This window comes from Pseudomonas sp. KH_046_2, from assembly GCF_057838985.1.
Map to the genome: position 1 here is coordinate 4,912,739 of NZ_CM174480.1, position 24,717 is coordinate 4,937,455.

General features: G+C 60.3%; 21 protein-coding genes and 1 tRNA gene. 13 read left to right on the forward strand and 9 right to left on the reverse strand.

All coding sequences use genetic code 11. The annotated features are described in order from the left end of the window. Nucleotides 1-93 precede the first annotated feature (93 nt). Nucleotides 94-1,443, forward strand: coding sequence for a CoA transferase (locus AC3IX1_RS22280; RefSeq protein ID WP_489385850.1), 1,350 nt, complete (start codon nt 94-96; stop codon nt 1,441-1,443). A 130-nt stretch (nt 1,444-1,573) separates the two neighbouring features. Here the strand turns inward: AC3IX1_RS22280 and AC3IX1_RS22285 are convergent, their stop codons facing one another. Together AC3IX1_RS22285 and arcD (AC3IX1_RS22290) are read right to left on the reverse strand one after the other, a co-directional pair. Continuing rightward, the gene (locus AC3IX1_RS22285) at nt 1,574-2,437 is read right to left on the reverse strand and encodes a DNA-3-methyladenine glycosylase family protein (RefSeq protein ID WP_489385851.1); all 864 of its coding nucleotides are present in this window, start codon (nt 2,435-2,437) and stop codon (nt 1,574-1,576) included. Continuing rightward, the gene (gene arcD / locus AC3IX1_RS22290; RefSeq protein WP_489385852.1) at nt 2,434-3,861 is read right to left on the reverse strand and encodes an arginine-ornithine antiporter; all 1,428 of its coding nucleotides are present in this window, start codon (nt 3,859-3,861) and stop codon (nt 2,434-2,436) included. Before arcD (AC3IX1_RS22290) ends, AC3IX1_RS22285 begins: the two co-directional genes overlap by 4 nt. Before the next feature lie 442 nt (nt 3,862-4,303). Between arcD (AC3IX1_RS22290) and arcD (AC3IX1_RS22295) the strand changes: the two genes are divergently transcribed. From arcD (AC3IX1_RS22295) to AC3IX1_RS22350, 12 genes are all read left to right on the forward strand, one after another. Then, on the forward strand, nt 4,304-5,731 hold the full coding sequence (arcD, locus tag AC3IX1_RS22295; RefSeq protein WP_489385853.1) for an arginine-ornithine antiporter: 1,428 nt from the start codon (nt 4,304-4,306) through the stop codon (nt 5,729-5,731). A 51-nt stretch (nt 5,732-5,782) separates the two neighbouring features. Next, entirely contained in the window at nt 5,783-7,039 is a 1,257-nt protein-coding gene (arcA, locus tag AC3IX1_RS22300; RefSeq protein WP_489385854.1) for an arginine deiminase, read from the forward strand. A gap of 81 nt (nt 7,040-7,120) precedes the next feature. Further along, nucleotides 7,121-8,131: an ornithine carbamoyltransferase gene (locus AC3IX1_RS22305; RefSeq protein ID WP_489385855.1), complete on the forward strand. Its 1,011-nt coding sequence runs from the start codon at nt 7,121-7,123 to the stop codon at nt 8,129-8,131. Between the two features lie 187 nt (nt 8,132-8,318). Next, entirely contained in the window at nt 8,319-9,248 is a 930-nt protein-coding gene (gene arcC / locus AC3IX1_RS22310; protein WP_489305936.1) for a carbamate kinase, read from the forward strand. 12 nt (nt 9,249-9,260) lie between these two features. Continuing rightward, nucleotides 9,261-9,623 (forward strand): DUF5064 family protein, encoded by a 363-nt coding sequence (locus AC3IX1_RS22315; RefSeq protein ID WP_108215109.1) that lies wholly within the window; start codon nt 9,261-9,263, stop codon nt 9,621-9,623. 153 nt (nt 9,624-9,776) lie between these two features. Continuing rightward, a complete protein-coding gene (locus AC3IX1_RS22320; RefSeq protein WP_489385856.1) occupies nt 9,777-11,285 on the forward strand; it encodes a sigma-54-dependent transcriptional regulator in 1,509 nt (502 codons plus the stop codon). Nucleotides 11,286-11,729: 444 nt separating this feature from the next. Next, the gene (gene gcvH / locus AC3IX1_RS22325; RefSeq protein WP_008047373.1) at nt 11,730-12,113 is read left to right on the forward strand and encodes a glycine cleavage system protein GcvH; all 384 of its coding nucleotides are present in this window, start codon (nt 11,730-11,732) and stop codon (nt 12,111-12,113) included. Between the two features lie 11 nt (nt 12,114-12,124). Then, nucleotides 12,125-14,977 (forward strand): aminomethyl-transferring glycine dehydrogenase, encoded by a 2,853-nt coding sequence (gene gcvP / locus AC3IX1_RS22330; protein WP_489385857.1) that lies wholly within the window; start codon nt 12,125-12,127, stop codon nt 14,975-14,977. A 204-nt stretch (nt 14,978-15,181) separates the two neighbouring features. Then, the gene (locus tag AC3IX1_RS22335; protein ID WP_489385858.1) at nt 15,182-16,558 is read left to right on the forward strand and encodes an L-serine ammonia-lyase; all 1,377 of its coding nucleotides are present in this window, start codon (nt 15,182-15,184) and stop codon (nt 16,556-16,558) included. Between the two features lie 36 nt (nt 16,559-16,594). After that, complete coding sequence (gene gcvT, locus AC3IX1_RS22340) at nt 16,595-17,719, forward strand: glycine cleavage system aminomethyltransferase GcvT (RefSeq protein WP_489385859.1); 1,125 nt, start codon at nt 16,595-16,597, stop codon at nt 17,717-17,719. A 403-nt stretch (nt 17,720-18,122) separates the two neighbouring features. Then, complete coding sequence (locus AC3IX1_RS22345; RefSeq protein WP_007977299.1) at nt 18,123-18,335, forward strand: cold-shock protein; 213 nt, start codon at nt 18,123-18,125, stop codon at nt 18,333-18,335. A 95-nt stretch (nt 18,336-18,430) separates the two neighbouring features. Next, on the forward strand, nt 18,431-18,919 hold the full coding sequence (locus tag AC3IX1_RS22350) for an RDD family protein (protein ID WP_489385860.1): 489 nt from the start codon (nt 18,431-18,433) through the stop codon (nt 18,917-18,919). Nucleotides 18,920-19,055: 136 nt separating this feature from the next. Here AC3IX1_RS22350 and nadA read toward each other — a convergent pair whose 3' ends face one another. The 7 genes from nadA to tolB form a co-directional block, all read right to left on the reverse strand. Further along, nucleotides 19,056-20,114, reverse strand: coding sequence for a quinolinate synthase NadA (gene nadA, locus AC3IX1_RS22355; RefSeq protein WP_095942772.1), 1,059 nt, complete (start codon nt 20,112-20,114; stop codon nt 19,056-19,058). Nucleotides 20,115-20,384: 270 nt separating this feature from the next. Further along, nucleotides 20,385-20,460 (reverse strand) — tRNA-Lys (locus AC3IX1_RS22360). A 63-nt stretch (nt 20,461-20,523) separates the two neighbouring features. Next, nucleotides 20,524-21,216, reverse strand: a complete 693-nt coding sequence (gene queC / locus AC3IX1_RS22365; RefSeq protein ID WP_489385861.1) for a 7-cyano-7-deazaguanine synthase QueC — start codon at nt 21,214-21,216, stop codon at nt 20,524-20,526. A gap of 1 nt (nt 21,217) precedes the next feature. Then, nucleotides 21,218-21,865, reverse strand: coding sequence for a 7-carboxy-7-deazaguanine synthase QueE (gene queE, locus AC3IX1_RS22370; RefSeq protein WP_007995628.1), 648 nt, complete (start codon nt 21,863-21,865; stop codon nt 21,218-21,220). A 166-nt stretch (nt 21,866-22,031) separates the two neighbouring features. Next, nucleotides 22,032-22,871 (reverse strand): tol-pal system protein YbgF, encoded by an 840-nt coding sequence (gene ybgF / locus AC3IX1_RS22375; RefSeq protein ID WP_489385862.1) that lies wholly within the window; start codon nt 22,869-22,871, stop codon nt 22,032-22,034. A gap of 6 nt (nt 22,872-22,877) precedes the next feature. Beyond that, the gene (gene pal / locus AC3IX1_RS22380; RefSeq protein WP_003178634.1) at nt 22,878-23,375 is read right to left on the reverse strand and encodes a peptidoglycan-associated lipoprotein Pal; all 498 of its coding nucleotides are present in this window, start codon (nt 23,373-23,375) and stop codon (nt 22,878-22,880) included. A gap of 52 nt (nt 23,376-23,427) precedes the next feature. Then, the gene (gene tolB, locus AC3IX1_RS22385; protein WP_167362903.1) at nt 23,428-24,708 is read right to left on the reverse strand and encodes a Tol-Pal system beta propeller repeat protein TolB; all 1,281 of its coding nucleotides are present in this window, start codon (nt 24,706-24,708) and stop codon (nt 23,428-23,430) included. Nucleotides 24,709-24,717 lie beyond the last annotated feature (9 nt).

A 24,717-nucleotide genomic window follows, 5' to 3' on the forward strand; every position in this document is an offset into this window, starting at 1 on the left:
CCCTGTGGGAGCGAGCTTGCTCCCACAGAAGGATTTCATCTGACCTGGAATTTTTTGGACTAAGATCTGGCTCTCGCTCCGGAGGGCCCTTCGATGACTGATCTGCTCACGTCCATTCAAGCCGCACTCGGTTTGCCTCACACCCCGATTCCATTCACCTCCAGCGGCGCCCTGCCCTCGGCGTTTGCCGTCACGGATCTGGCCTGCGCCAGCATCGCAGCCGCCGGCCAGGCCGCCAGCGAACTGTTGCACCAGCAAACCGGCCGCCTGCCCGACCTTGAGGTCGACCGACGCCTCGCATCATTCTGGTTCGCAACTTCGATTCGCCCGCTTGGCTGGAGCGTTCCGCCGTTGTGGGACCCGATCGCCGGTGACTACGCCGCCCGCGATGGCTGGATTCGCCTGCACACCAACGCCCCCCATCACCGCGCCGCTGCCGAAAGCGTGCTCGGTGCCTGTACCGACCGCGCAGCGATGGCCGGCCAAGTGGCCCGATGGGCGAAAAGCGAGCTCGAGCAGGCAGTGGTCGATGCCTGTGGTTGCGCCGCCGAAATGCGCACCTGGGAACAATGGCAGGTCCATCCTCAAGGCCAGGCGGTCAATGCCGAACCCTTGGTTCTGTTCGCCAACCACCCAAGCCAGAGCCGCAAACCGTGGACAGGTTCAGTGGCTCGACCACTGGCCGGCATCAAGGTGCTGGACTTGACCCGAGTACTGGCAGGCCCCATCGCCAGTCGCTTTCTGGCAGGCCTGGGCGCCGATGTCTTGCGCATCGATCCGCCGACCTGGAACGAGCCTGGGGTGGTACCGGAGGTCACCTTGGGAAAACGTTGCGCGCGTCTTGATCTGAACGACAGGTCCGACCGCGCTGCATTCGAATGCCTGCTCAAGGATGCCGACATTCTGCTCCACGGCTATCGCGCCGATGCGCTGGAACGACTTGGCCTGGGCATGAATGAGCGCTGGCAACTGAACCCCGGCCTGATCGATGTTTGCCTCAACGCCTATGGCTGGAGCGGCCCCTGGCAAAACCGGCGGGGCTTCGACAGCCTGGTGCAGATGAGCAGCGGCATTGCCGAAGCGGGCATGCGCTGGAAACAGGCGGACAAGCCGACGCCATTACCGGTGCAAGCCCTCGATCACGCCACCGGGTACTTGATGGCGGCCAGTGCGATCCGGTTGTTGGCACAGCGGTTGAACGACGGTACCGGGGGCTCGGCGCGATTGTCGTTGGCGCGTACGGCGAAGTTGTTGATCGAGCAAGGTGCCGGCCCGGATGAGCCGTTGCGCGCCGAAGGCCAAAACGACCAGGGGATGCCGGTTGAGCAAACGCCCTGGGGGCCGGCGCATCGGTTGCAGGTGCCCCTGAAGATCATCGGGACGCCACTACAGTGGGTATTGCCCGCGACTGAACTGGGTTCACATCCCGCGCAGTGGTGGTGACCTTGAGATAGCTATCGCGAGCAGGCTCGCTCCCACAGGTGACCGGGTTCTCCCGGCCAACCGCGATCAAATGTGGGAGCGAGCCTGCTCGCGATGGCGCCAGTGGAGACAACACTAAACTCGCTCCCGATCAGTCCACCCGACTCAAAGAAGTCCACAACACCTGCGCCGCATACCCTCGATAAGGCCGCCACCCTTCAGCCCGCAACAACAGCTGCTTCGCCGTCACCGGCCCACCCTCCAGCGCTGCCAGCGCATTGATCAGCCCGACATCACCATTGGGAAACCCATCCATCTCCCGCAACTGACGCAAGGCAATGTATTGCGCCGTCCAGTCACCAATCCCGTGCAAGGCCAGCAACCGCACTACGCCCCCCTCCCGACCGGGCTCAAACAATCGCGGATCATCGAGTAGCGCCTGAGCCACACCCGACAACGTCCGGCCTCGGCTTTTCGGCATACCCAGAGTCGCCAGATCTGCGTCTGCCAAAACGCTGGCCTGGGGAAATACATGGGTCAATCCCGGCAGTGCTGAACTCAACGGCGTGCCGTACTGCGCCACCAGTTTCCCCGCCAATTTGATCGCCGCCACCACCGTAATCTGCTGCCCCAGTACCGCGCGGATCGCCAGTTCCAGCCCATCCCACGCCCCCGGTACACGCAGGCCCGGGCGCTCGGCAATCAACCGCGCCATCAGCGGATCAACCGCCAGGTGCCGTTGAATCGTGGACAGGTCGGCATCCAGGTCGAACATTCGCCGCACTCGCGCAACGATCTCGGGCACGGCTGCAGCATCCGGAAAGTCCAGATTCAGCTCAAGTGCATCGGATGCAGCAGGCTGGATCGAAAACGTACCGTGAACGCCATGCAAGTCGATGCTGCGCGAGTAGACACCCTCGACCACCGTTTCCAGGCCAACGATCGCCCGCGCAGACAAGAACCCCAGCAACGCCGGCCAGTCATAGGGCGGCTGGTACGCCAGCAACAACCTCACAGGCTGAGCAACCCGCTATACAACCCATAAGCTGCCAGCCCCGCCCCCCCGATGACACAGGTGAAAATGCCTTTCTCGACCACCGTGAACAGTGGCTTGCCCTGCTCATTACGAGCCTTGGCGAACAGGATCACACCCGGCGCATACAGCAGCGCCGACAGCAGCAAATACTTCAGGCCGCCGGCATACAGCAGCCACACCGCGTAGCCCAGGGCGATGCCACCGATCAGCAGGTCCTTGATCCGCTCGGCGGGCGCCTGTTGATAGGTTTCACCCCGTGCGCACAACAACACCGCATAGGCCGCCGACCACAGGTACGGCACCAGAATCATCGAGGACGCCAGATAAATCAGGCTGGTGTAGGTGCCAGCGGAAAACAGCGTGATCAGCAGGAACAGCTGGATCATCGAGTTGGTCAGCCACATCGCATTGACCGGCACATGGTTGGCGTTTTCCTTGGTCAGGAATGCCGGCATGGTCTTGTCTTTCGCCGTGGCGAACAGGATTTCGGCGCACAGCAGCGCCCAGGACAACAAGGCCCCCAACAGCGAGATCGCCAGGCCGACACTGATCAGCAACGCCCCCCAGGGGCCGACGATATGTTCAAGCACTGCCGCCAGCGAGGGGTTCTGCAGTTCCGCCAGTTGCGGTTGGGTCATGATCCCCAGCGACAGCACGTTCACCAGCACCAGCAGCGCCAATACCCCAATGAACCCGATCACCGTCGCCCGGCCCACGTCGGAACGTTTCTCCGCCCGGGCCGAATAGACACTGGCCCCCTCGATACCGATGAACACGAACACGGTGACCAGCATCATGTGCCGGACCTGATCCATCACGCTGCCGAATTCCGGGTTGTTGCGCCCCCAGATATCGAGGGTAAAGATGTCCGCCTTGAACGCCACGGCGGCAATCACGATGAACATGATCAGCGGCACGATCTTGGCCACGGTGGTCACCTGGTTGATGAACGCCGCCTCCTTGATCCCGCGCATCACCACAAAATGCACGGTCCAGAGCAGCACAGAAGCGCAGACGATGGCGATCGGCGTGTTGCCTTCGCCAAAGACCGGAACGAAATAACCGAGGGTGCTGAACAGCAACACGAAGTAACCGACGTTACCCAGCCAGGCGCTGATCCAGTAGCCCCAGGCCGAAGAAAAGCCCATGTAGTCGCCGAAACCGGCCTTGGCATAGGCGTACACCCCGGAGTCCAGCTCCGGCTTGCGATTGGCCAGGGTCTGGAACACGAACGCCAGGGTGAGCATGCCGACGGCTGTGATTGCCCAACCGATCAGGATCGCCCCGGCATCGGCCCTGGCCGCCATGTTTTGCGGCAGGGAAAAAATCCCGCCACCGATCATCGAACCCACCACCAATGCGATCAGTGCGCTCAGGCGAAGCTTGTTCGGTGATTGCGCCATCGTTGCATCTCCATTTCTCTGGGGGGCGACAACTGCCGCGAGATCATCACAAAACGGGCGTCAACTAAACTGCTGAAGAGTAATAACGTTTATTGGATAACGCCAACAATCGTCTTTTTACTTGCACAAAACGGCTATTAGAGGCGCCGATATAATCATTTGTTGTATACGTTTTTTTAATACATCAATTTTGTACAAGAAACTCATCAGGAAAATTTGCAGATTCTGAAAATCCAACTAGCGTCATAATTCGAAACAAATTCTAAAAGTACTGAAATAATCTACAAAAGGCTCTAGAACAAGCATTACAGACAGTCGCCCCGCAAATGATGGCACTCCGCCAACAACCTGGGAAGGTTCTCATTTAGTGATCTAAGTCAGCTGATTGGATAGCCAACGGAATTAGTCTGTTGCCTCTCTTCTCCTGCATTGGAGTCATGCAATGTCTGAAGCTCCCGGAAAACTGAAACTCGGCGCGCTGGTTGCGTTAGTCGTGGGTTCGATGATTGGTGGCGGGATATTTTCCTTGCCACAAAACATGGCCGCCAGCGCGGATGTCGGCGCCATTCTGATCGGTTGGGCGATCACCGCCGTCGGCATGCTCACCCTGGCGTTCGTGTTCCAGACCCTGGCCAACCGCAAACCCGATCTCGATGGCGGGGTCTATGCCTACGCCAAAGCCGGTTTCGGCGACTACATGGGCTTCTCGTCCGCCTGGGGGTACTGGATCAGTGCCTGGCTGGGCAACGTTGGCTACTTCGTCTTGCTGTTCAGCACGCTCGGCTACTTCTTTCCGCTATTTGGGGAGGGGAATACCGTGGCCGCCGTGATCGGCGCCTCGGTGCTGCTCTGGGCCGTACATTTCCTCGTGCTGCGAGGAATCAAGGAAGCCGCGTTCATCAACCTGGTGACCACCGTCGCCAAGATCGTGCCACTGCTGTTGTTCATGTTGATTGCGGTGTTCGCCTTCAAACTGGACATCTTCGCCGCCGACATCTGGGGCCTGAAGAACCCGGACCTGGGCAGCGTGATGGATCAGGTGCGCAAAATGATGCTGGTCACCGTGTGGGTGTTCATCGGCATCGAAGGCGCGAGCATCTTTTCGGCCCGGGCGGAAAAACGCAGCGACGTGGGCAAGGCCACCGTGATCGGCTTTGTCACCGTGCTGCTGTTTTTAGTCCTGGTGAATGTGCTGTCGCTGGGGATCATGACCCAGCCGGAACTGGCCAAACTGCAGAACCCGTCAATGGCCGCCGTGCTGGAGCACGTGGTCGGTCACTGGGGCGCGGTGCTGATCAGCGTGGGTTTGATCATCTCGTTGCTGGGGGCGTTGCTGTCGTGGGTGCTGCTGTGCGCGGAGATCATGTTCGCCGCCGCCAGGGACCACACCATGCCGGCGTTCTTGCGCAAGGAAAATGCCAACCACGTACCGGTCAACGCCCTGTGGCTGACCAACACCATGGTCCAGGTTTTCCTGATCATCACTCTGTTCTCCGCCAGCACTTACCTGTCGCTGATCTACCTCGCCACCTCGATGATCCTGGTGCCTTACCTGTGGTCGGCGGCCTACGCACTGCTGTTGGCTGTCCGCGGCGAAACCTACGAAGGCGCGCTGGCCGCACGCAAGAAAGACCTGTTTATCGGCGCCGTGGCCCTGATCTACGCGATCTGGCTGCTGTACGCCGGCGGCATCAAGTACCTGCTGCTGTCCGCCCTGCTCTATGCCCCCGGCGTGATCCTGTTCGCCAAGGCCAAGCTGGAAATCAACAAACCGGTTTTCACCAACGTCGAGAAGCTGATTTTCGCTGCGGTGGTCGTCGGCGCCATGGTGGCGGCCTACGGTCTCTACGACGGTTTCCTGACCCTTTAGCTCCTGTTTCTAGAAGCACTACCCTGTTTTGTCATCTGGAGGATCACTGTAATGACCAAGGAAAAAGTTAAGTTCGGCGTCCATTCCGAAGCCGGCAAACTGCGCAAAGTCATGGTTTGCTCCCCAGGCCTGGCCCATCAGCGGCTGACCCCGAACAACTGCGATGAACTGCTGTTCGATGATGTGCTGTGGGTGGCCCAGGCCAAGCGCGACCACTTCGACTTCGTCACCAAGATGCGCGAACGCAACATCGATGTGCTGGAAATGCACAACCTGCTGACCGACATCGTCGCCATTCCCGAAGCCCTGGACTGGATTCTGGAACGCAAGATCACCGCCAACTCGGTGGGCCTGGGCCTGATCAACGAAACCGCCTCGTGGCTGCGCAGCCTGGAGCCGCGCAAGATCGCCGAGTTCCTGATCGGTGGCGTATCGGGCGATGATCTGCCCACCAGTTTCGGTGGCAAGGCCATCGAGATGTTCCGCGACTTCCTCGGCAACTCCAGCTTCATCTTGCCGCCGCTGCCCAACACCCAGTTCACCCGCGATACCACCTGCTGGATCTACGGTGGCGTCACCCTCAACCCGATGTACTGGCCGGCACGCCGTCAGGAAACCCTGCTGACCACCGCCATCTACAAGTTCCATCCCGAGTTCACCAACGCCGACTTCCAGATCTGGTACGGCGACCCGGACAAAGAACATGGCAACTCCACCCTCGAGGGCGGTGATGTGATGCCGATCGGCAACGGCGTGGTGTTGATCGGCATGGGCGAACGCTCGTCGCGCCAGGCCATTGCGCAACTGGCGGTGAACCTGTTCAAGAACAAGGCCGTCGAGAAAGTGATCGTCGCCGGCCTGCCGAAATCCCGCGCGGCGATGCACCTGGACACCGTGTTCAGCTTCTGCGATCGCGACCTCGTCACGATCTTCCCGGAAGTGGTGAACCAGATTGTCGCCTTCACCCTGCATCCCGATGAAAGCAAGGCCGGTGGCATCGACATCCGTCGCGAAGAAACCAACTTCCTCGACACCGTGGCCCAGGCCCTGAACCTCAAAGCATTGCGCGTGGTGGAAACCGGCGGCAACAGCTTCGCCGCCGAACGCGAGCAATGGGACGACGGCAACAACGTAGTGGCCGTGGAACCGGGCGTGGTCATCGGCTACGACCGCAATACCTACACCAACACCCTGCTGCGCAAAGCCGGCGTGGAAGTGATCACCATCAGCGCCGGCGAACTCGGCCGGGGACGGGGCGGCGGCCATTGCATGACCTGCCCGATCATCCGCGACCCGATTGACTACTAACCTATTGCCTTGGCCCGCGCTGCCCTCTACCCAAGGGCATGCGCAGACCAAGGGGATAACCGACACCTTAGGAGATCCAAAATGGCGTTCAATATCCATAACCGCAATCTGCTGAGCCTGGAACACCACACCCCTCGCGAATTGCGCTACCTGCTCGACCTGTCCCGCGACCTCAAGCGTGCCAAGTACACCGGCACCGAACAGCAGCATCTCAAGGGCAACAACATCGCGCTGATCTTCGAAAAGACCTCGACCCGCACCCGCTGCGCGTTCGAAGTCGCAGCCTATGACCAGGGCGCCAACGTCACCTACATCGACCCGAACTCCTCGCAGATCGGCCACAAGGAAAGCATGAAGGACACCGCCCGCGTGCTCGGGCGCATGTACGACGCCATCGAGTACCGTGGCTTCAAGCAGGAAATCGTCGAGGAACTGGCCAAGTTCGCCGGCGTACCGGTGTTCAACGGCCTGACCGACGAATATCACCCGACGCAAATGATCGCCGACGTGCTGACCATGCGCGAACACGCCGACAAACCGATCCACGAAATCAGCTACGCCTACCTCGGCGACGCGCGTAACAACATGGGCAACTCGCTGCTGCTGATCGGCGCCAAGCTCGGCATGGACGTGCGCATCTGCGCGCCAAAAGCCCTGTGGCCAGCGGACGACCTGGTGGCACGCTGCAAAAAGTACGGCGAAGAAAGCGGTGCACGCATCACCCTCACCGAAGACCCGAAAGCGGCGGTCAAGGGCGTGGACTTCATCCACACCGATGTGTGGGTGTCGATGGGCGAACCGGTCGAAGCCTGGGCCGAGCGCATCCAGCAACTGCTGCCGTATCAGGTCAACGCCGAACTGATGAAAGCCACCGGCAACCCGCGCACCAAGTTCATGCACTGCCTGCCGGCGTTCCACAACAGCGACACCAAGATCGGCAAGCAGATTGCCGAGCAGTACCCGTTCCTGAACAACGGCATCGAAGTGACCGATGACGTGTTCGAGTCGCCAGCCTGCATCGCCTTCGAGCAAGCGGAAAACCGCATGCACACGATCAAGGCGATTCTGGTGTCGACGCTGGCTGACCTTTAACGGCTGACTCGCTCCCACTGACGGATCGCGGTCAATGTGGGAGCGGGCTTGCTCGCGAAAGCGGCGTATCAGACAACAATGATGTCGACTGACACTCCGTCTTCGCGAGCAAGCCCGCTCCCACACTGGCCCGATTCCAACCGGGAGTTCGAGTTGTTTGTGACTTCTCTTTTAGAAGGACTGCACCATGCGAATCGTCGTTGCTCTGGGCGGCAATGCCCTGCTCCGCCGGGGCGAACCCATGACCGCTGACAACCAGCGCGCCAACATCCGGATCGCCACCGAACAGATCGCCAAGATCCATCCCGGCAACCAACTGGTCATCGCCCACGGCAATGGTCCTCAGGTCGGCCTGCTGTCATTGCAGGCGGCGGCCTACACCTCGGTTTCGCCCTATCCGCTGGACGTGCTCGGTGCCGAGACCGAAGGCATGATCGGCTACATCATCGAACAGGAACTGGGCAACCTGCTGGACTTCGAAGTGCCCTTCGCGACCTTGCTGACCCAGGTCGAAGTCGATGCCAATGACCCGGCCTTCAAGAACCCCACCAAACCCATCGGCCCTGTCTATACCAAGGATGAGGCTGAAGCACTGGCCGCCGAGAAAGGCTGGGCCATTGCCCCGGACGGCGACAAATACCGTCGCGTGGTCGCCAGCCCGAAACCGAAGCGCATCTTCGAAATCCGTCCGATCAAATGGCTGCTGGAAAAAAGCAGCATCGTGATCTGCGCCGGCGGTGGCGGCATTCCGACCATGTACACCTCGCCCGGCAAACTCGAGGGCGTCGAAGCGGTCATCGACAAGGACCTGTGCTCGGCGCTGCTGGCCGAACAGCTCGAAGCCGATCTGCTGGTGATCGCCACCGACGTCAACGCCGCCTTCATCGACTTTGGCAAACCCACGCAGAAGGCCATCGCCCAGGCCCACCCCGACGAAATGGAAAAACTCGGCTTCGCCGCCGGCTCCATGGGACCGAAGGTGCAGGCAGCCTGCGAATTCGCGCGCCATACTGGAAAAGTCGCAGTGATCGGTTCGCTCGCGGACATCGAAGCGATCGTCCAGGGCAAGGCCGGCACGCGCATCAGTACGGCGACACCTGGCATTACCTACTTGTAAGGAGAGACGTCTATGGCACAGTTTGAGCCAGGTCACTTGCACATCGAACGACATGCGCTGACCCCGGATGATGTCAGCTACAACGTGCACCTCGACTATGAAGTCAGCAAGAATGCCAAAGGGGAAAAAGGCATCCAGTTCACTATGCATGGCAGCATTCAGGGCAAGGAGATGTCAGAGCCCTTCTTCCTGCCCAAGGAGGAGGCCTACAACTTCGCCAGCAACGTGACGAAAATCGCCGAGAAGTACGGGATTCCGAAGACTCACAGCCAGATCGGATCGGTCCACAAACATTACGATTTGATGTTTGAAGACATCCGGCAGCAGTTGAATATGAAATCAGGCGACCCGGTAAACCCCGAACACTTCGAATAACCCAGTCTCCAAGTAGAAGCTGTACCTGTGGGAGCGAGCTTGCTCGCTCCCACAGGGATCTTCGTTACCCGCATATCCCGCGCAAAATTTCACCATTAGCCCGCCCCAAGGCATACTTGCCACCCTCCGCACTGCAGACCCCAAGACCGCCCCATGCGTATCCACGTCAGCTTCATCGACCGCGTCGGTATCACCCAGGAAGTCCTGGCCCTGCTCGGCGGGCGCAATCTGAACCTGGATGCGGTGGAAATGGTCCCGCCCAATGTCTATATCGACGCCCCGACCCTGAGCCCGCAAGTCCTCGAGGAACTGCGCGATGCCCTGTTCAGCGTGCGTGGCGTGCAAGCGGTGACGGTGGTCGACATCCTGCCCGGCCAGCGCCGGCACTTGCAGCTCGACGCCTTGCTGGCCGCCATGACCGACCCGGTGCTGGCACTGGACAGCGACGGCAAGGTGCTGCTGGCCAACCCGGCCCTGATCGCCCTGTACGGCCGCGAACCGGACGGTGAAAGCGTGGGCGACCTGTTTGCCGACCCGGCCTTGCTCGACGCCCTGCTCGAACACGGCTTTCGCCTGCCGCTGCGGGAAATCACCGTCAACGGCCAGACCCTGTTGCTCGACGCCACACCGATCACCGACGCCGGTGCCCTGCTGACGCTGTACCAACCGAACCGCATCGGCGAACGCCTTTCCGCGCTGCACCATGACCACGCCGAAGGTTTCGATGCCCTGCTCGGCGAGTCCCCGGTGATCCGCACCCTCAAGGCGCGCGCCCAGCGGGTGGCGGCCCTCGATGCACCGCTGCTGATCCAGGGCGAAACCGGCACCGGCAAGGAGCTGGTGGCCCGTGCCTGCCACGCCATCAGCGCCCGTCACAGCTCTCCGTTTCTGGCGTTGAATTGCGCGGCATTGCCGGAGAACCTCGCCGAAAGTGAACTGTTCGGCTACGCCCCCGGCGCCTTCACCGGCGCACAACGGGGTGGTAAGCCGGGGCTGATGGAACTGGCCAACCAGGGCACGGTGTTTCTCGACGAGATCGGCGAGATGTCCCCGTACCTGCAGGCCAAACTGCTGCGTTTCCTCAACGATGGCAGTTTTCGCCGGGTCGGCGGAGACCGTGAGGTCAAGGTCAACGTACGGATCCTCAGCGCCACCCACCGCGACCTGGAAAAAATGGTCAGCGAAGGGCTGTTCCGCGAAGACCTGTTCTACCGCCTCAACGTCCTCAACGTCGAAGTGCCGCCCCTGCGCGAGCGCGGCCAGGACATCCTGCTGCTGGCCCGCTACTTCATGCAGCAGGCCTGTGCGCAGATCCAGCGACCGATCTGTCGCCTGGCGCCGGGCACTTACCCGGCGCTGCTGGGCAACCGCTGGCCGGGCAATGTGCGGCAATTGCAGAATGTGATCTTCCGCGCCGCGGCGATTTGCGAAAGCAGCCTGGTGGACATCGGCGACCTCGACATCGCCGGTACCTCGGTAGCCCGCCAAGGCGACCATGATGTCGACAGCCTGGAACAGGCCATGGATGAGTTCGAGAAAACCCTGCTGGAAAAACTCTACGCCAGCTATCCCTCGACCCGGCAACTCGCGACCCGCCTGCAAACCTCCCACACCGCGATTGCCCATCGGTTGCGCAAGTACGGGATTCCGAGCAAGGTTTGAAACACTGACTCCACTATCACCGCAGGTCCCTGTGGGAGCGGGCTTGCCCGCGATGGCGTCGGCACATGCAACATTGATGGCGGCTGGGCTACCGCTATCGCGAGCAAGCTCGCTCCCACAGGGTTCTCCATCCAGCCGAAAAACCGCGCCAAAAACGACCTCCACCTGTACTGAAAGCGCTACAGCGGAACGATATCGCTACACCCCTCTCCGATCACGGCTGTGCAAGGCTTTGATCCACCTCGGCTTTTATCATTGACATATGCCGTATCGATTTCGCTACAACGATTGATTTTCAGCGTTTGTCGAAACCACCTAAATCATTGATCAATAACAATAAAAACAACGTTGGCCGCGTTCTTGCTATGTACTCCCCCATAACCCGGGCATTGCCCAAGCATTCAATCGCGTCCACCAGACGAGTCTGGCCCCTTAGGAGTTTCCATGAGCGAGTTGCGTTTTACTGAAGATCACGAATGGCTGCGCACCGAAGCTGACGGCAGCGTCACGGTCGGCATCACCGCTTTCGCACAGAACGCCCTGGGCGACGTGGTTTTCGTTCAACTGCCTGAGCTGCAGTCCTACGACAAAGGCGCCGAAGCCGCCACCGTGGAATCGGTAAAGGCTGCCAGCGGCGTGTACATGCCGCTGGACGGCGAAGTGCTGGAAGTTAACCCGGCGCTGGACAGCAGCCCTGAACTGGTCAACGAAGATCCGCTGGGCGAAGGCTGGTTCTTCCGCTTCCAGCCAAGCGACGCCTCGGCAGTCGCCCAACTGCTGGATCAGGACGCCTACGACCGTCTGATCAAAGCCCAAGCCGAAGCCTGAGGAGCACTGACATGACCCAGATCAATCTGACTACCGCCAACGAATTCATCGCCCGTCACATCGGCCCGCGCGCCGGTGACGAGCAAGCGATGCTCAACAGCCTCGGTTTCGACTCCCTGGAAGCTCTGAGCGCCAGCGTGATTCCCGACAGCATCAAGGGCACCAGCGTCCTCGGCCTGGAAGACGGCTTGAGCGAAGCCGATGCCCTGGCCTTGATCAAGTCCATCGCGACTAAAAACCAGCTGTTCAAGACCTTCATCGGCCAGGGTTACTACGGCACCCACACGCCGTCGCCGATCCTGCGCAACCTGCTGGAAAACCCGGCCTGGTACACCGCCTACACCCCGTACCAACCAGAAATTTCCCAGGGCCGTCTCGAAGCGCTGCTGAACTTCCAGACCCTGATCAGCGACCTCACCGGCCTGCCGATCGCCAACGCCTCGCTGCTCGACGAAGCCACCGCCGCTGCCGAAGCCATGACCTTCTGCAAACGCCTGAGCAAGAACAAGGGCAGCCACCAATTCTTCGCCTCCGTGCATTGCCACCCGCAGACCCTCGACGTACTGCGCACCCGTGCCGAGCCTCTGGGCATCGACGTGGTGGTTGGCGACGAACGCGAGCTGACTGACGTGACGCCGTTCTTCGGCGCCCTGTTGCAATACCCGGCAAGCAACGGTGACGTGTTCGATTACCGCGAACTGACCGAGCGTTTCCACGCCGCCAACGCCCTCGTTGCCGTGGCTGCCGACCTGCTGGCCCTGACCGTGCTGACCGCGCCGGGCGAATTCGGTGCCGACGTGGCCATCGGCAGTGCACAGCGCTTTGGCGTGCCGCTGGGCTTCGGTGGCCCACACGCGGCGTACTTCTCCACCAAGGACGCGTTCAAACGTGACATGCCGGGCCGTCTGGTCGGTGTTTCCGTAGACCGTTTCGGCAATCCGGCCCTGCGCCTGGCCATGCAGACCCGCGAGCAACACATCCGTCGCGAGAAAGCCACCAGCAACATCTGCACCGCACAAGTACTGCTGGCCAACATCGCCAGCATGTACGCCGTGTACCACGGACCGAAAGGCCTGACGCAGATCGCCAATCGCGTGCATCGCCTGACCGCAATCCTGGCCAAAGGCTTGAGCGTATTGGGTCTGAGCGTCGAGCAAGCGAGCTTCTTTGACACCCTGACCGTGAAGACCGGTGCGCAAACCGCGGCCCTGCACGACAAGGCACACGCCCAGCGCATCAACCTGCGCGTGGTCGATGGCGAGCGCCTGGGCCTGTCCCTGGACGAAACCACCACCCAGGCCGACGTTGAAACCCTGTGGAGCCTGCTGTCCGACGGCAAGGCCCTGCCGGACTTCGCCGCCCTCGCCGCCTCGGTCACCAGCGCCATCCCGGCCACGCTGGTACGTCAGTCGCCGATCCTCAGCCACCCGGTGTTCAACCGCTATCACTCGGAAACCGAGCTGATGCGCTACCTGCGCAAACTGGCGGACAAGGACCTGGCGCTGGACCGCACCATGATCCCGCTGGGTTCGTGCACCATGAAACTCAACGCCGCCAGCGAAATGATCCCGGTGACCTGGGCCGAGTTCGGCGCCCTGCACCCGTTCGCCCCGGCCGAGCAAAGCGCCGGCTACCAGCAACTGACCGACGAACTGGAAGCCATGCTTTGCGCTGCCACCGGCTACGACTCGGTATCCTTGCAACCGAACGCCGGTTCCCAGGGTGAATACGCAGGTCTGTTGGCGATCCGTGCCTACCACCAGAGCCGTGGCGAAGACCGTCGTGACATCTGCCTGATCCCGTCGTCGGCCCACGGCACCAACCCGGCCACCGCCAACATGGCCGGCATGCGCGTGGTTGTGACTGCCTGCGATGCCCGTGGCAACGTCGACATCGAAGACCTGCGCGCCAAGGCCATCGAGCACCGCGAACACCTCGCTGCGCTGATGATCACCTACCCGTCGACCCACGGCGTGTTCGAAGAAGGCATCCGCGAAATCTGCGGCATCGTTCATGACAACGGCGGCCAGGTGTACATCGACGGTGCCAACATGAACGCCATGGTCGGCCTCTGCGCCCCGGGCAAGTTCGGCGGCGATGTGTCGCACCTGAACCTGCACAAGACCTTCTGCATCCCCCACGGCGGTGGCGGCCCGGGCGTCGGCCCGATCGGTGTTAAATCGCACCTGGCGCCATTCCTGCCGGGCCACGCACAGATGGAGCGCAAGGAAGGCGCCGTTTGCGCAGCACCGTTCGGCAGCGCGAGCATTCTGCCGATCACCTGGATGTACATTCGTATGATGGGTGGCGCGGGCCTCAAGCGTGCTTCGCAGCTGGCGATCCTCAATGCCAACTACATCTCCCGTCGCCTCGAAGAGCACTACCCGGTGCTGTACACCGGCAGCAACGGCCTGGTGGCGCACGAGTGCATCCTCGACCTGCGTCCGCTGAAAGACAGCAGCGGCATCAGCGTCGATGACGTGGCCAAGCGCCTGATCGACTTCGGTTTCCACGCGCCGACCATGTCGTTCCCGGTGGCCGGCACGCTGATGATCGAGCCGACCGAAAGCGAATCCAAGGAAGAACTGGACCGTTTCTGCGACGCCATGATCCGCATCCGCGAAGAAATCCGCGCAGTGGAAAACGGCACCCTGGACAAGGACGACAACCCGCTGAAAAACGCGCCACACACCGCCAAGGAACTGGTGGGCGAGTGGTCTCACCCGTACAGCCGTGAGCAAGCGGTGTACCCGGTTGCGTCACTGATCGAAGGCAAGTACTGGCCACCGGTCGGTCGCGTCGACAACGTGTTTGGCGACCGCAATCTGGTCTGCGCCTGCCCGTCGATCGAAAGCTACGCTTAAACCAGTGAGGGGGCGGATTCATCCGCCCCCAATTTCCAGAACACCACAGCCCCTTGTAGGAGCGAGCCTGCTCGCGATAACGGACTGACATTCTCCATATATGTCGACTGATAGACCGCTATCGCGAGCAGGCTCGCTCCTACAGAGGACTGCTCCCGGCCCCAACATCCGTGAATTCCTATAACAAGAAACCGGAGAACCACCATGTCGTTAAGCGTGTTCGACCTGTTCAAGATTGGCATCGGCCCCTCCAGCTCCCACACCGTCGGCCCGATGCGCGCCGCTGCGCGTTTCGTCGAAGGCTTGCGCCGTGAAGGGCTGCTGACGGCCACCACCTGCGTCAAGGTCGAGCTGTACGGCTCGCTCGGCGCTACCGGCAAAGGCCACGGCAGTGACAAGGCTGTGCTGCTGGGCCTGGAAGGCGAACACCCGGACACCGTGGATACAGAAACCGTCGCTGCACGCCTCCAGGAAATTCGCAGCAACGGCCGCTTGAACCTGCTCGGCGAACACAGCATTGCGTTCAATGAGAAAGAACACCTGGCGATGATTCGCAAACCGTTGCCCTATCACCCCAACGGCATGATTTTCCGCGCCTTTGACGCAGCGGGCCTGCAGGTCCGCAGCCGCGAGTACTACTCGGTCGGCGGTGGTTTTGTGGTCGATGAGGACGCCGCCGGCGCCGATCGCATCGTCGAAGACGCCACCCCCCTGACCTTTCCGTTCAAAAGCGCCAAGGATCTTCTCGGTCATTGCGTCAAATACGGGCTATCGATCAGCCAGGTGATGCTGACCAACGAAAGCGCCTGGCGTCCGGAAGCGGAAACCCGCGCCGGCCTGCTGAAAATCTGGCAAGTGATGCAGGACTGCGTCGCCGCCGGTTGCCGTAACGAAGGCATCCTGCCCGGCGGACTGAAGGTCAAACGCCGGGCCGCCGCACTGCATCGGCAATTGTGCAAGAACCCGGAATCGTCTTTGCGCGACCCACTGTCTGTGCTGGACTGGGTCAATCTCTACGCCCTGGCGGTCAACGAGGAGAACGCCAACGGCGGGCGCGTCGTAACGGCGCCCACCAATGGTGCAGCGGGGATCATTCCAGCGGTGTTGCACTACTACATGCGCTTTATCCCGGGCTCCAATGACGACGGCGTGGTGCGATTCCTGCTGACCGCCGCGGCCATCGGCATTCTGTACAAGGAAAACGCCTCCATCTCCGGCGCCGAAGTCGGCTGCCAGGGTGAAGTCGGCGTCGCCTGCTCGATGGCCGCCGGTGCCCTGTGCGAAGTGCTGGGCGGTAGCGTGCAGCAAGTGGAGAACGCCGCGGAAATCGGCATGGAACACAACCTCGGCCTGACCTGCGACCCGATTGGCGGGCTGGTGCAAGTGCCTTGCATCGAGCGCAACGCCATGGGCTCGGTCAAGGCCATCAATGCCGTGCGCATGGCCCTGCGCGGCGACGGGCAACACTTCGTTTCCCTCGACAAGGTCATTCGCACCATGCGCCAGACCGGCGCCGACATGAAAAGCAAATACAAGGAAACCGCCCGTGGCGGTTTGGCGGTCAACATTATCGAGTGCTGATGCGCGCTCATCTGCACCCTTCTTCAGGAGCTGAATATGTCCACCGAACAACTGTTGCAAACCCCGTTGCACGCATTGCACATCGAACTCGGCGCGCGCATGGTGCCGTTCGCCGGCTATGACATGCCGGTGCAATACCCGCTGGGCGTGATGAAAGAACACCAGCACACCCGCGACCAGGCCGGGCTGTTCGATGTCTCGCACATGGGCCAGATCCGCCTGACCGGCGCCAACGCAGCCAAAGCCCTGGAAACCCTGGTGCCGGTGGACATCATCGACCTGCCGGTGGGCATGCAGCGCTACGCGATGTTCACCAATGCGACGGGCGGCATCCTCGATGACCTGATGGTTGCCAACCTGGGCAACGACGAACTGTTCCTGGTGGTCAACGCCGCGTGCAAGGATCAGGACCTGGCCCACCTGCGCAAGCACATTGGCGACCAGTGCACGATCGAGCCGCTGTTCGAAGAGCGCGCTCTGCTCGCCCTGCAAGGCCCGGCTGCGGTGACCGTGCTGGCACGCCTGGCACCGGAAGTTGCGAAGATGACCTTCATGCAGTTCGCCCGCGTGAAGCTGCTGGGCGTGGACTGCTTTGTCAGCCGCTCGGGTTACACCGGTGAAGACGGCTTTGAGATTTCCGTACCCGCCGCCAACGCCGAAGCCCTGGCTCGCGCACTGCTCGCTGAAGCCGAAGTGGCCGCCATCGGCCTTGGCGCCCGCGACTCCCTGCGCCTGGAAGCCGGCCTGTGCCTGTACGGCCACGACATGAACACCGACACCACCCCGATCGAGGCAAGCCTGCTGTGGGCGATCTCCAAGCCACGTCGCGCCGATGGTGCACGGGCCGGCGGCTTCCCTGGCGCCGAAACCGTATTTGCCCAGCAGCAGGCAGGCGTGAGCCGCAAACGTGTAGGTCTGCTACCACAGGAACGTACACCCGTACGTGAAGGCGCCGAGATCGTCAACGAAGCCGGCGACATCATCGGCAGCGTCTGCAGCGGCGGTTTCGGACCGACCCTGGGCGGTCCGCTGGCCATGGGTTATGTCGACAGCGCCTACATCGCAATGGACACACCGGTCTGGGCGATCGTTCGTGGGAAAAAGGTGCCTTTGCTTGTAAGCAAAATGCCATTTGTCCCACAACGCTACTATCGCGGCTGATTGAATGTTCCTATAAGTAACGCGGTTGCGTTAACGGTGCACTAATGTGTAACGCAACCGCCATATAACAGTGCATCGTTTGGCTATAAGCTTCGATTATGAACTTTGCTTATAACGATCGAAAACAACTGAACAACACTAGGGAACAAGCCCCCGCTAGTGGACTGACTTTGCCATCAACCTGAGGAAATACGGGGCCTTCACGGGGCTTGTTTTTTCTCCCGTAGTTGGCGTAGAGTTTGTTCACTGTGTTTGCATGGGTCGCTTGGAATCGTGACCTGGGCAGTAGCCTACAAGTTAGCTACATCCCGTTCGACGTCTTCTTACTCTCCTGCAACCAGCCCCAGTACTCTTTCATGAGAAGGAGACTGTCATTAATTTTTTGCGTCAAAGGAAATAAGAAATGTCCCAACGTCAGAGCGGTACCGTCAAGTGGTTTAACGACGAGAAAGGTTTTGGTTTTATCACTCCTGAAAGCGGTCCGGATCTGTTCGTGCATTTCCGCGCCATCCAGGGCAACGGCTTCAAGAGCCTGAAAGAAGGCCAGAAAGTGACTTTCATCGCCGTGCAGGGCCAGAAAGGCATGCAGGCTGACGAAGTACAAGCAGAAGCCTAATCTTCTGCAACGAAAAAGCCCCTGATGCTGACATCAGGGGCTTTTTTGTGCGCGTAAATCCGTAAAATGGCTTCTTTTTTCGCCGAGAGCCTGCCATGTCGAAACACCTGCTTACCCCCCAGGGCGACTTTCCTGCCGCTGGCCTGGGTCGTCGCCTGGCAGCCATGTTCTATGATTTCCTGCTGTGCACCGCCCTGCTGATCGTCACCAGCGGCATCTACAAGATGATCCAGATGGCGATCATCGGTGAAGAAAGGATGCGCACCCTGACCGAAGCCGGCGCCCTGGACGGCGATCCCCTGCTCTCCACAGTCCTGCTGTTCGTACTGTTCGGCTTCTTCGCCAAATTCTGGACCTGGTCCGGTCAGACACTGGGCATGCAGGTCTGGTGCATCCGCGTGCAGAATGCCGATGGCACGTCCATCAGCCTGTGGCAGGCGCTGCTGCGCTTTGTGGTGTCGATTGCTTCGCTGCTGTGTGTTGGCCTGGGATTCTTCTGGTCGCTGTTCGACAAGCAGAAACGCAGCTGGCATGACATGTATTCCAATACCGAACTGGTGCGGATTCCGAAGAAGACCAAGTAATTTCCCGACGCAGAAATCACTGTGGGAGCGAGCTTGCTCGCGATGGCGTAGTGTCAGTCAACTTCAATGGAGACTGATACACCGCTATCGCGAGCAAGCTCGCTCCCACAGTTTTTTTGGGCCTGGTTGAAAGATCTCAGGCGTTACCGGCCAGCTTCATCCGCGCCGCCTGGGTGAAATCGAGCATGCGCTTGAGCGGGCGAATCGCCTGCGGAATCAGTGCCGGGTCGACAAAGATCTCGTTCGACCCTTCCTTCAACGCCTTGAGCGTGCGCTCAAGGGTGTTCATGGCCATCCACGGGCAATGCGCACAACTGCGGCACGCCGCGCCGTTACCCGCCGTTGGGGCCTCGATGAAGACCTTGTCCGGGCACAGCTGCTGCATCTTGTAGAAGATGCCGCGGTCGGTCGCAACGATCAGCGTCTTGTTCGGCAGACTCTGTGCCGCCGCGATCAACTGACTGGTGGACCCCACGGCGTCCGCCAGTTCGATCACCGAGGTCGGTGACTCCGGGTGCACCAGGATGGCAGCATCCGGGTACAGCGCCTTCATGTCTTCAAGCTGCTTTGACTTGAACTCTTCGTGAACGATGCAGGCACCGTCCCACAGCAGCATGTCGGCACCGGTCTGGCGCTGGATGTAGGTCCCCAGGTGCTTGTCCGGGCCCCAGATGATGGTCTCGCCGTTGTCCATCAGGCTTTCGACGATTTCCAGCGCACAGCTTGAAGTCACCACCCAATCCGCTCGGGCCTTTACCGCAGCCGACGTGTTGGCGTACACCACCACCGTGCGCTCCGGGTGTTGATCGCAGAACGCGGAAAATTCGTCCACCGGGCAACCCAGGTCGAGCGAACAGGTCGCTTCAAGCGTCGGCATCAGCACGCGTTTTTCCGGGTTGAGGATCTTGGCGGTCTCACCCATGAACTTCACGCCGGCGACGACCACGGTCTTGGCCGGATGGGCGTTGCCGAAGCGGGCCATCTCCAGCGAGTCGGAGACACAGCCGCCCGTCTCTTCGGCCAGCGCCTGAATGACAGGGTCACAATAGAAGTGGGCCACCAGCACCGCGTCTTGAGCCTTGAGCTCGGCAGCGATGGCAGCACGGTAATAAGCCTCTTCATCGGCGGTCAGCGGCTTGGGCTGTTTGGCGTCGAGGTGGGCTTGAACCAGAAGGCGTTCAGAAATTTGCGTCATGTTCGCAAGACCTGCAGGCGCATTCGCGCGAAAGTCGAGTATACACCCGGCTCCGGACCCATCGGGGTACCGCCGGGAAAGTGAGTATTCATCAGGCACGGACAGCGTTGAAGCTGCGCAAGGCTACAGAATATCCGACGGATGCAAAAGGTGATTCTGACCTGCGTCATGCGCTGCAGCCCGCAGCGAAGCGGACTGGAATCGCGGGCAAAAAAAAACCCGGAAATCCTCACTTGCGTGGGCCTTCCGGATTTTCTAAACCGCCAAAAATGGTGGGTCGTGTGGGATTCGAACCTACGACCAATTGGTTAAAAGCCAACTGCTCTACCAACTGAGCTAACGACCCGCTGTGTGGTGGCGCGTATAATACTGATTTTTAAGGACTATTCAACACCTATTTTGAAATAATTCAAAAATAAGGGGTTGGATCGCTGATTCCGGCCGCCGCAAAGCCTTCTGCGCGCAGTCGGCAGCTGTCGCACTTGCCGCATGCACGACCGTTATCGTCGGCCTGATAGCAGGAAACGGTCAGTCCGTAGTTCACGCCAAGCTTCACGCCTTCCTGGACGATCTGCGCCTTGCTGAGGTTTTGCAGCGGCGCCTGAATGCGGAAGCCATTGCCTTCCACGCCGGCTTTGGTTGCCAGGTTGGCCATGCGCTCGAACGACTCGATGAACTCGGGACGGCAGTCCGGGTAACCGGAGTAATCCACCGCGTTGACGCCGATGAAGATGTCCCGTGCGCCGAGCACTTCTGCCCAGCCCAGGGCCAGGGACAGGAACACCGTGTTACGCGCAGGCACGTAAGTCACCGGAATGCCCTCACCGAGTTCCTCTGGAATATCGATACTGCTGTCGGTCAGGGCCGAGCCGCCCATTCCGTTCAGGTTCAGACCGATCACCTTGTGCTCGACCACACCCAGATCCCGCGCCACACGCTCGGCGGCGTGCAGTTCGGCGTGAGAGCGCTGACCGTAATCGAAGCTCATGGTGTAGCAGCTGTAGCCTTCGGCGCGGGCCATGGCCACGACGGTCGCCGAGTCCAGGCCACCGGACAGCAGGATGACCGCACGTTTTTCAGCAGTATTCAGTTGTTCTGTCATTTCAGCGCCCCGGCTCGTCATTCCATAGATATTTATGCAGCTGCAATTGCAAACGCACTGGCAGGTTGTCCGCCACCACCCAATCCGCCAGATCCCGAGCATTGAGATCATGGTGACTTGGCGAAAACAGGACTTCGCCGGCACGCTGGTCCAGACCGTACTGGATCAGTTTGGAAACGGACCAGTCATAGTCTTCCCGCGAGCAGATGACAAACTTCACCTGATCGTTGGGCGTGAGCAGCTCAATGTTTTCGTAGCGATTGCGGTGTGCTTCCTTCGAACCTGGGGTTTTCAGGTCGACAACGCGACTGACCCGGGAATCTACTGCCGAGATATCGATAGAGCCACTGGTTTCCAGTGACACTTCGTAACCGGCATCACACAAGCGCTTGAGCAAGGGAATGGCGTTGGGCTGTGCCAGGGGCTCGCCGCCCGTGACGCAGACATAACGCGGGCGAAACCCTGCGACCTGCTCGAGGATGTCGTCGAGCGTACGAATGGTTCCGCCGGTGAACGCGTAGGCGCTGTCGCAGTATTGGCAACGCAGAGGGCAACCGGTCAGGCGCACAAAAACAGTGGGCAGGCCGGCAGTCCGCGTTTCACCCTGCAACGAGTAGAAAACTTCGGTGATTCTCAATGTGTCTTGCATAGTCGCCACGGGCGTAACAGCTAAACAGGCTGTCCGCCTCCGTCAGGCACTTGAAGGAACCCCGGCAATGCGCAGATCCCAAAAAGCGTGTTTCAGAAAAAGGGGATGAATTCTAACGAAAAAACCCGCGACAAGCGCGGGTTTCTTTGAAACGGGTCAAGCAGGCCTACATTTTTTGTAGATCGCGCTGGGCCAACTGAGCGGCGGAAGTGCCCGGATACTGGGACACCACCTGCTGCAGAATGCCTTTGACCCGGTCGGTATGACCCAGGCGGCGCTCTACATCAGCAAGCTTGTACAGCGAGTCCGGCACTTTGGCGTGCTTGGGATATAGCTGCGAAACCTTGGCAAATGCCTGACCTGCGCCTTGCAGATCGCCTTTGGCCAGGTTCACTTCGCCCAACCAGTATTGGGCGTTGCCCGCGTACTGGCTGTTCGGGTATTTGCGCAGGAAAGCGGCAAAAGCCTGGCTGGCCTTGTCGAAATCCTTGGCCTTGATCAGGTCGAAGGCAGCATCGTAATAGAGCTTTTCCTTCGCCGGATCCGCCGGTTCGCTACCCGCGGCAGGTGCTTGAGCGGCGGCTGCGCCAGCTGCCGCACCTGCGGCTGCACCGGGGGCGTTCAAATCACCACCGGTGGAAGAATTCTCAGGAGTCGCGGCTGGTGCAACGCCGGTTCCTATGCGCCGATCAAGATCCTGGTATCGCTCCAGGTTTTCCTGCTTCATGCGCGCTACATCATTTTGCAGAACTTCGATCGCACCTTGCTGGCGCTCGATCTGTTGCTGCATTGATTGCAGTTGGTTGAACAGCTCGCCCTGTGCCGAGACAGGGGCCGAAACCCCTCCCCCGGCATAGGCGCCGTTCGTACCGTAACCTGCAGGCGGATAACTGCTCCCGCTATTGTTATAGCCGGAGTCATTATCGACCACAGGAACCGCAGCCCACACCGCAAGCGGCGCAAGGCTGAGAGCCAGGACAGTTACAGCACGACGGCACGTTCGCATGACGAATTACTTACGCAGTTCGACGCGACGGTTTTGAGCCCAGGACTGCTCGTCGTTGCCGGTAGCAACTGGACGCTCTTCGCCGTAGGAAACCAGTTCCAGCTGAGCAGGGGAAACACCTTGCAGTACCAGGTAGCGCTGAACGGCTTTCGCACGACGCTCGCCCAGTGCCATGTTGTACTCACGAGTACCACGTTCGTCGGTGTTGCCTTCCAGAACAACGCGAGCGCCGTTTGCTTTCAGGTCTTTGGCGTGAACGTCCAGAGCGCGCATGGCTTCTGGCTTCAGGTCCGAGCTGTCGTATTCGAAGTAGAAAGTGGTGATAGCGCGCAGTGCAGCTTCTTCGCTCAGGGAGCCGTCAACTGCACCAGTGTTTGCGCCGTAACCAGCGTTTGGATCTACCGCGCCTTCACCGGCATTGTCGCCGCCTTTGGACGAGCAACCTACAGCTACAGCCATGGCCAGTGCCAGCGCAGCAAATTTACCAAACTTCAGCATTTCCATCGTGAAACTCCTAATGAACCCCAGTGTGTTAAGTACAACGTATAGCGCCGCGTCAGTTCAGGTAAGGGGACCAGGAAGGTTCTCTGACTTCGCCTTGTGCGGTAGGAAGCGGGAGCCTTACGCGTCCATTGATGGACACGAGCATCAAGACTCCCCGGCCCTGCTGGCGGGTGGCGTAGATTACCATGGTGCCGTTGGGCGCGACAGTAGGCGACTCGTCCAGAGTGCTATCAGTGAGGATTTTTACACTACCGCGCTGCAAATCCTGGGCCGCCACCTTGAAATTGGTGAAGCCATCCTGACGGTGAATCATGACAAGCGTCTTTTCATCAGCCGAAAGTTTAGGGTTGGCGTTGTAGTTACCGACGAACGTCACGCGTTCGGCACCGCCACCACCGGCACTGGTCTTGTAGATCTGTGGCTTGCCGCCACGGTCGGACGTGAAGTAGATGGTCGAGCCATCCTTGCCCCAGAACGGTTCGGTGTTGATGCCAGGACCGTTGGTGACGCGGCTGATCTGACGCGAACCCAGGTTCATCACATAGATGTCCGGGTTGCCGTCTTTCGACAGCACGAACGCCAGGCGATTGCCATCCGGCGACCAGGCTGGCGCACCGTTCAGGCCTTCGAAGTTGGTGATCTGCTCACGGCGACCGGTGTCGATGTTCTGCATGAAGATGCGTGGACGCTTCTGCTCGAAGGAGACATAAGCGATGCGCTTGCCGTCCGGTGCGAAACGCGGCGACAGGATCGGCTCACGCGACTGCAGCAGGGTCACGGCGCGAGCACCGTCGTAGTCCGAACGTTGCAGGGTGTATCGAGTGTTGTTCTCGGAGAAACGCTCGGCCGTTACGTACAGCAGGCGAGTCGAGAAGGCACCCTTGATACCCGTGAGTTTTTCGAACGACTGGTCGGAGATGTAGTGCGCCATGTCGCGCAACTGATCGACGCCGCCGGACACGCTGCCGGTCAGCACTTGCTGCTCGGTGGCCACGTTGAACAGTGCGTATTGCACCTGCAGGCGACCGCCCGCCGGCACAATGCTGCCGACCATGACGTACTGGGCACCCAGCGCCTTGAAGTCACGGAAGATGATTTCGCTGGCCTGGCTCGGCTGGCTGATCATGTTCTGCTTTGGAAGCGGCGAGTAGTAACCCGAGTTGCGCAGGTCGTTACCGATGATTTCCGCCATATCGTCCGGCAGCACGCTACCGCCCTGGAAGCCGAACGGTACGACGGCGATCGGGGTCGCCCGATCGCTGCCGCTGGTAACCAGAATGTTTTTCTCATCTGCCATCGCCATCCCTGCCATGCAGCAGATAACGACCAGCATTCCTCGAAG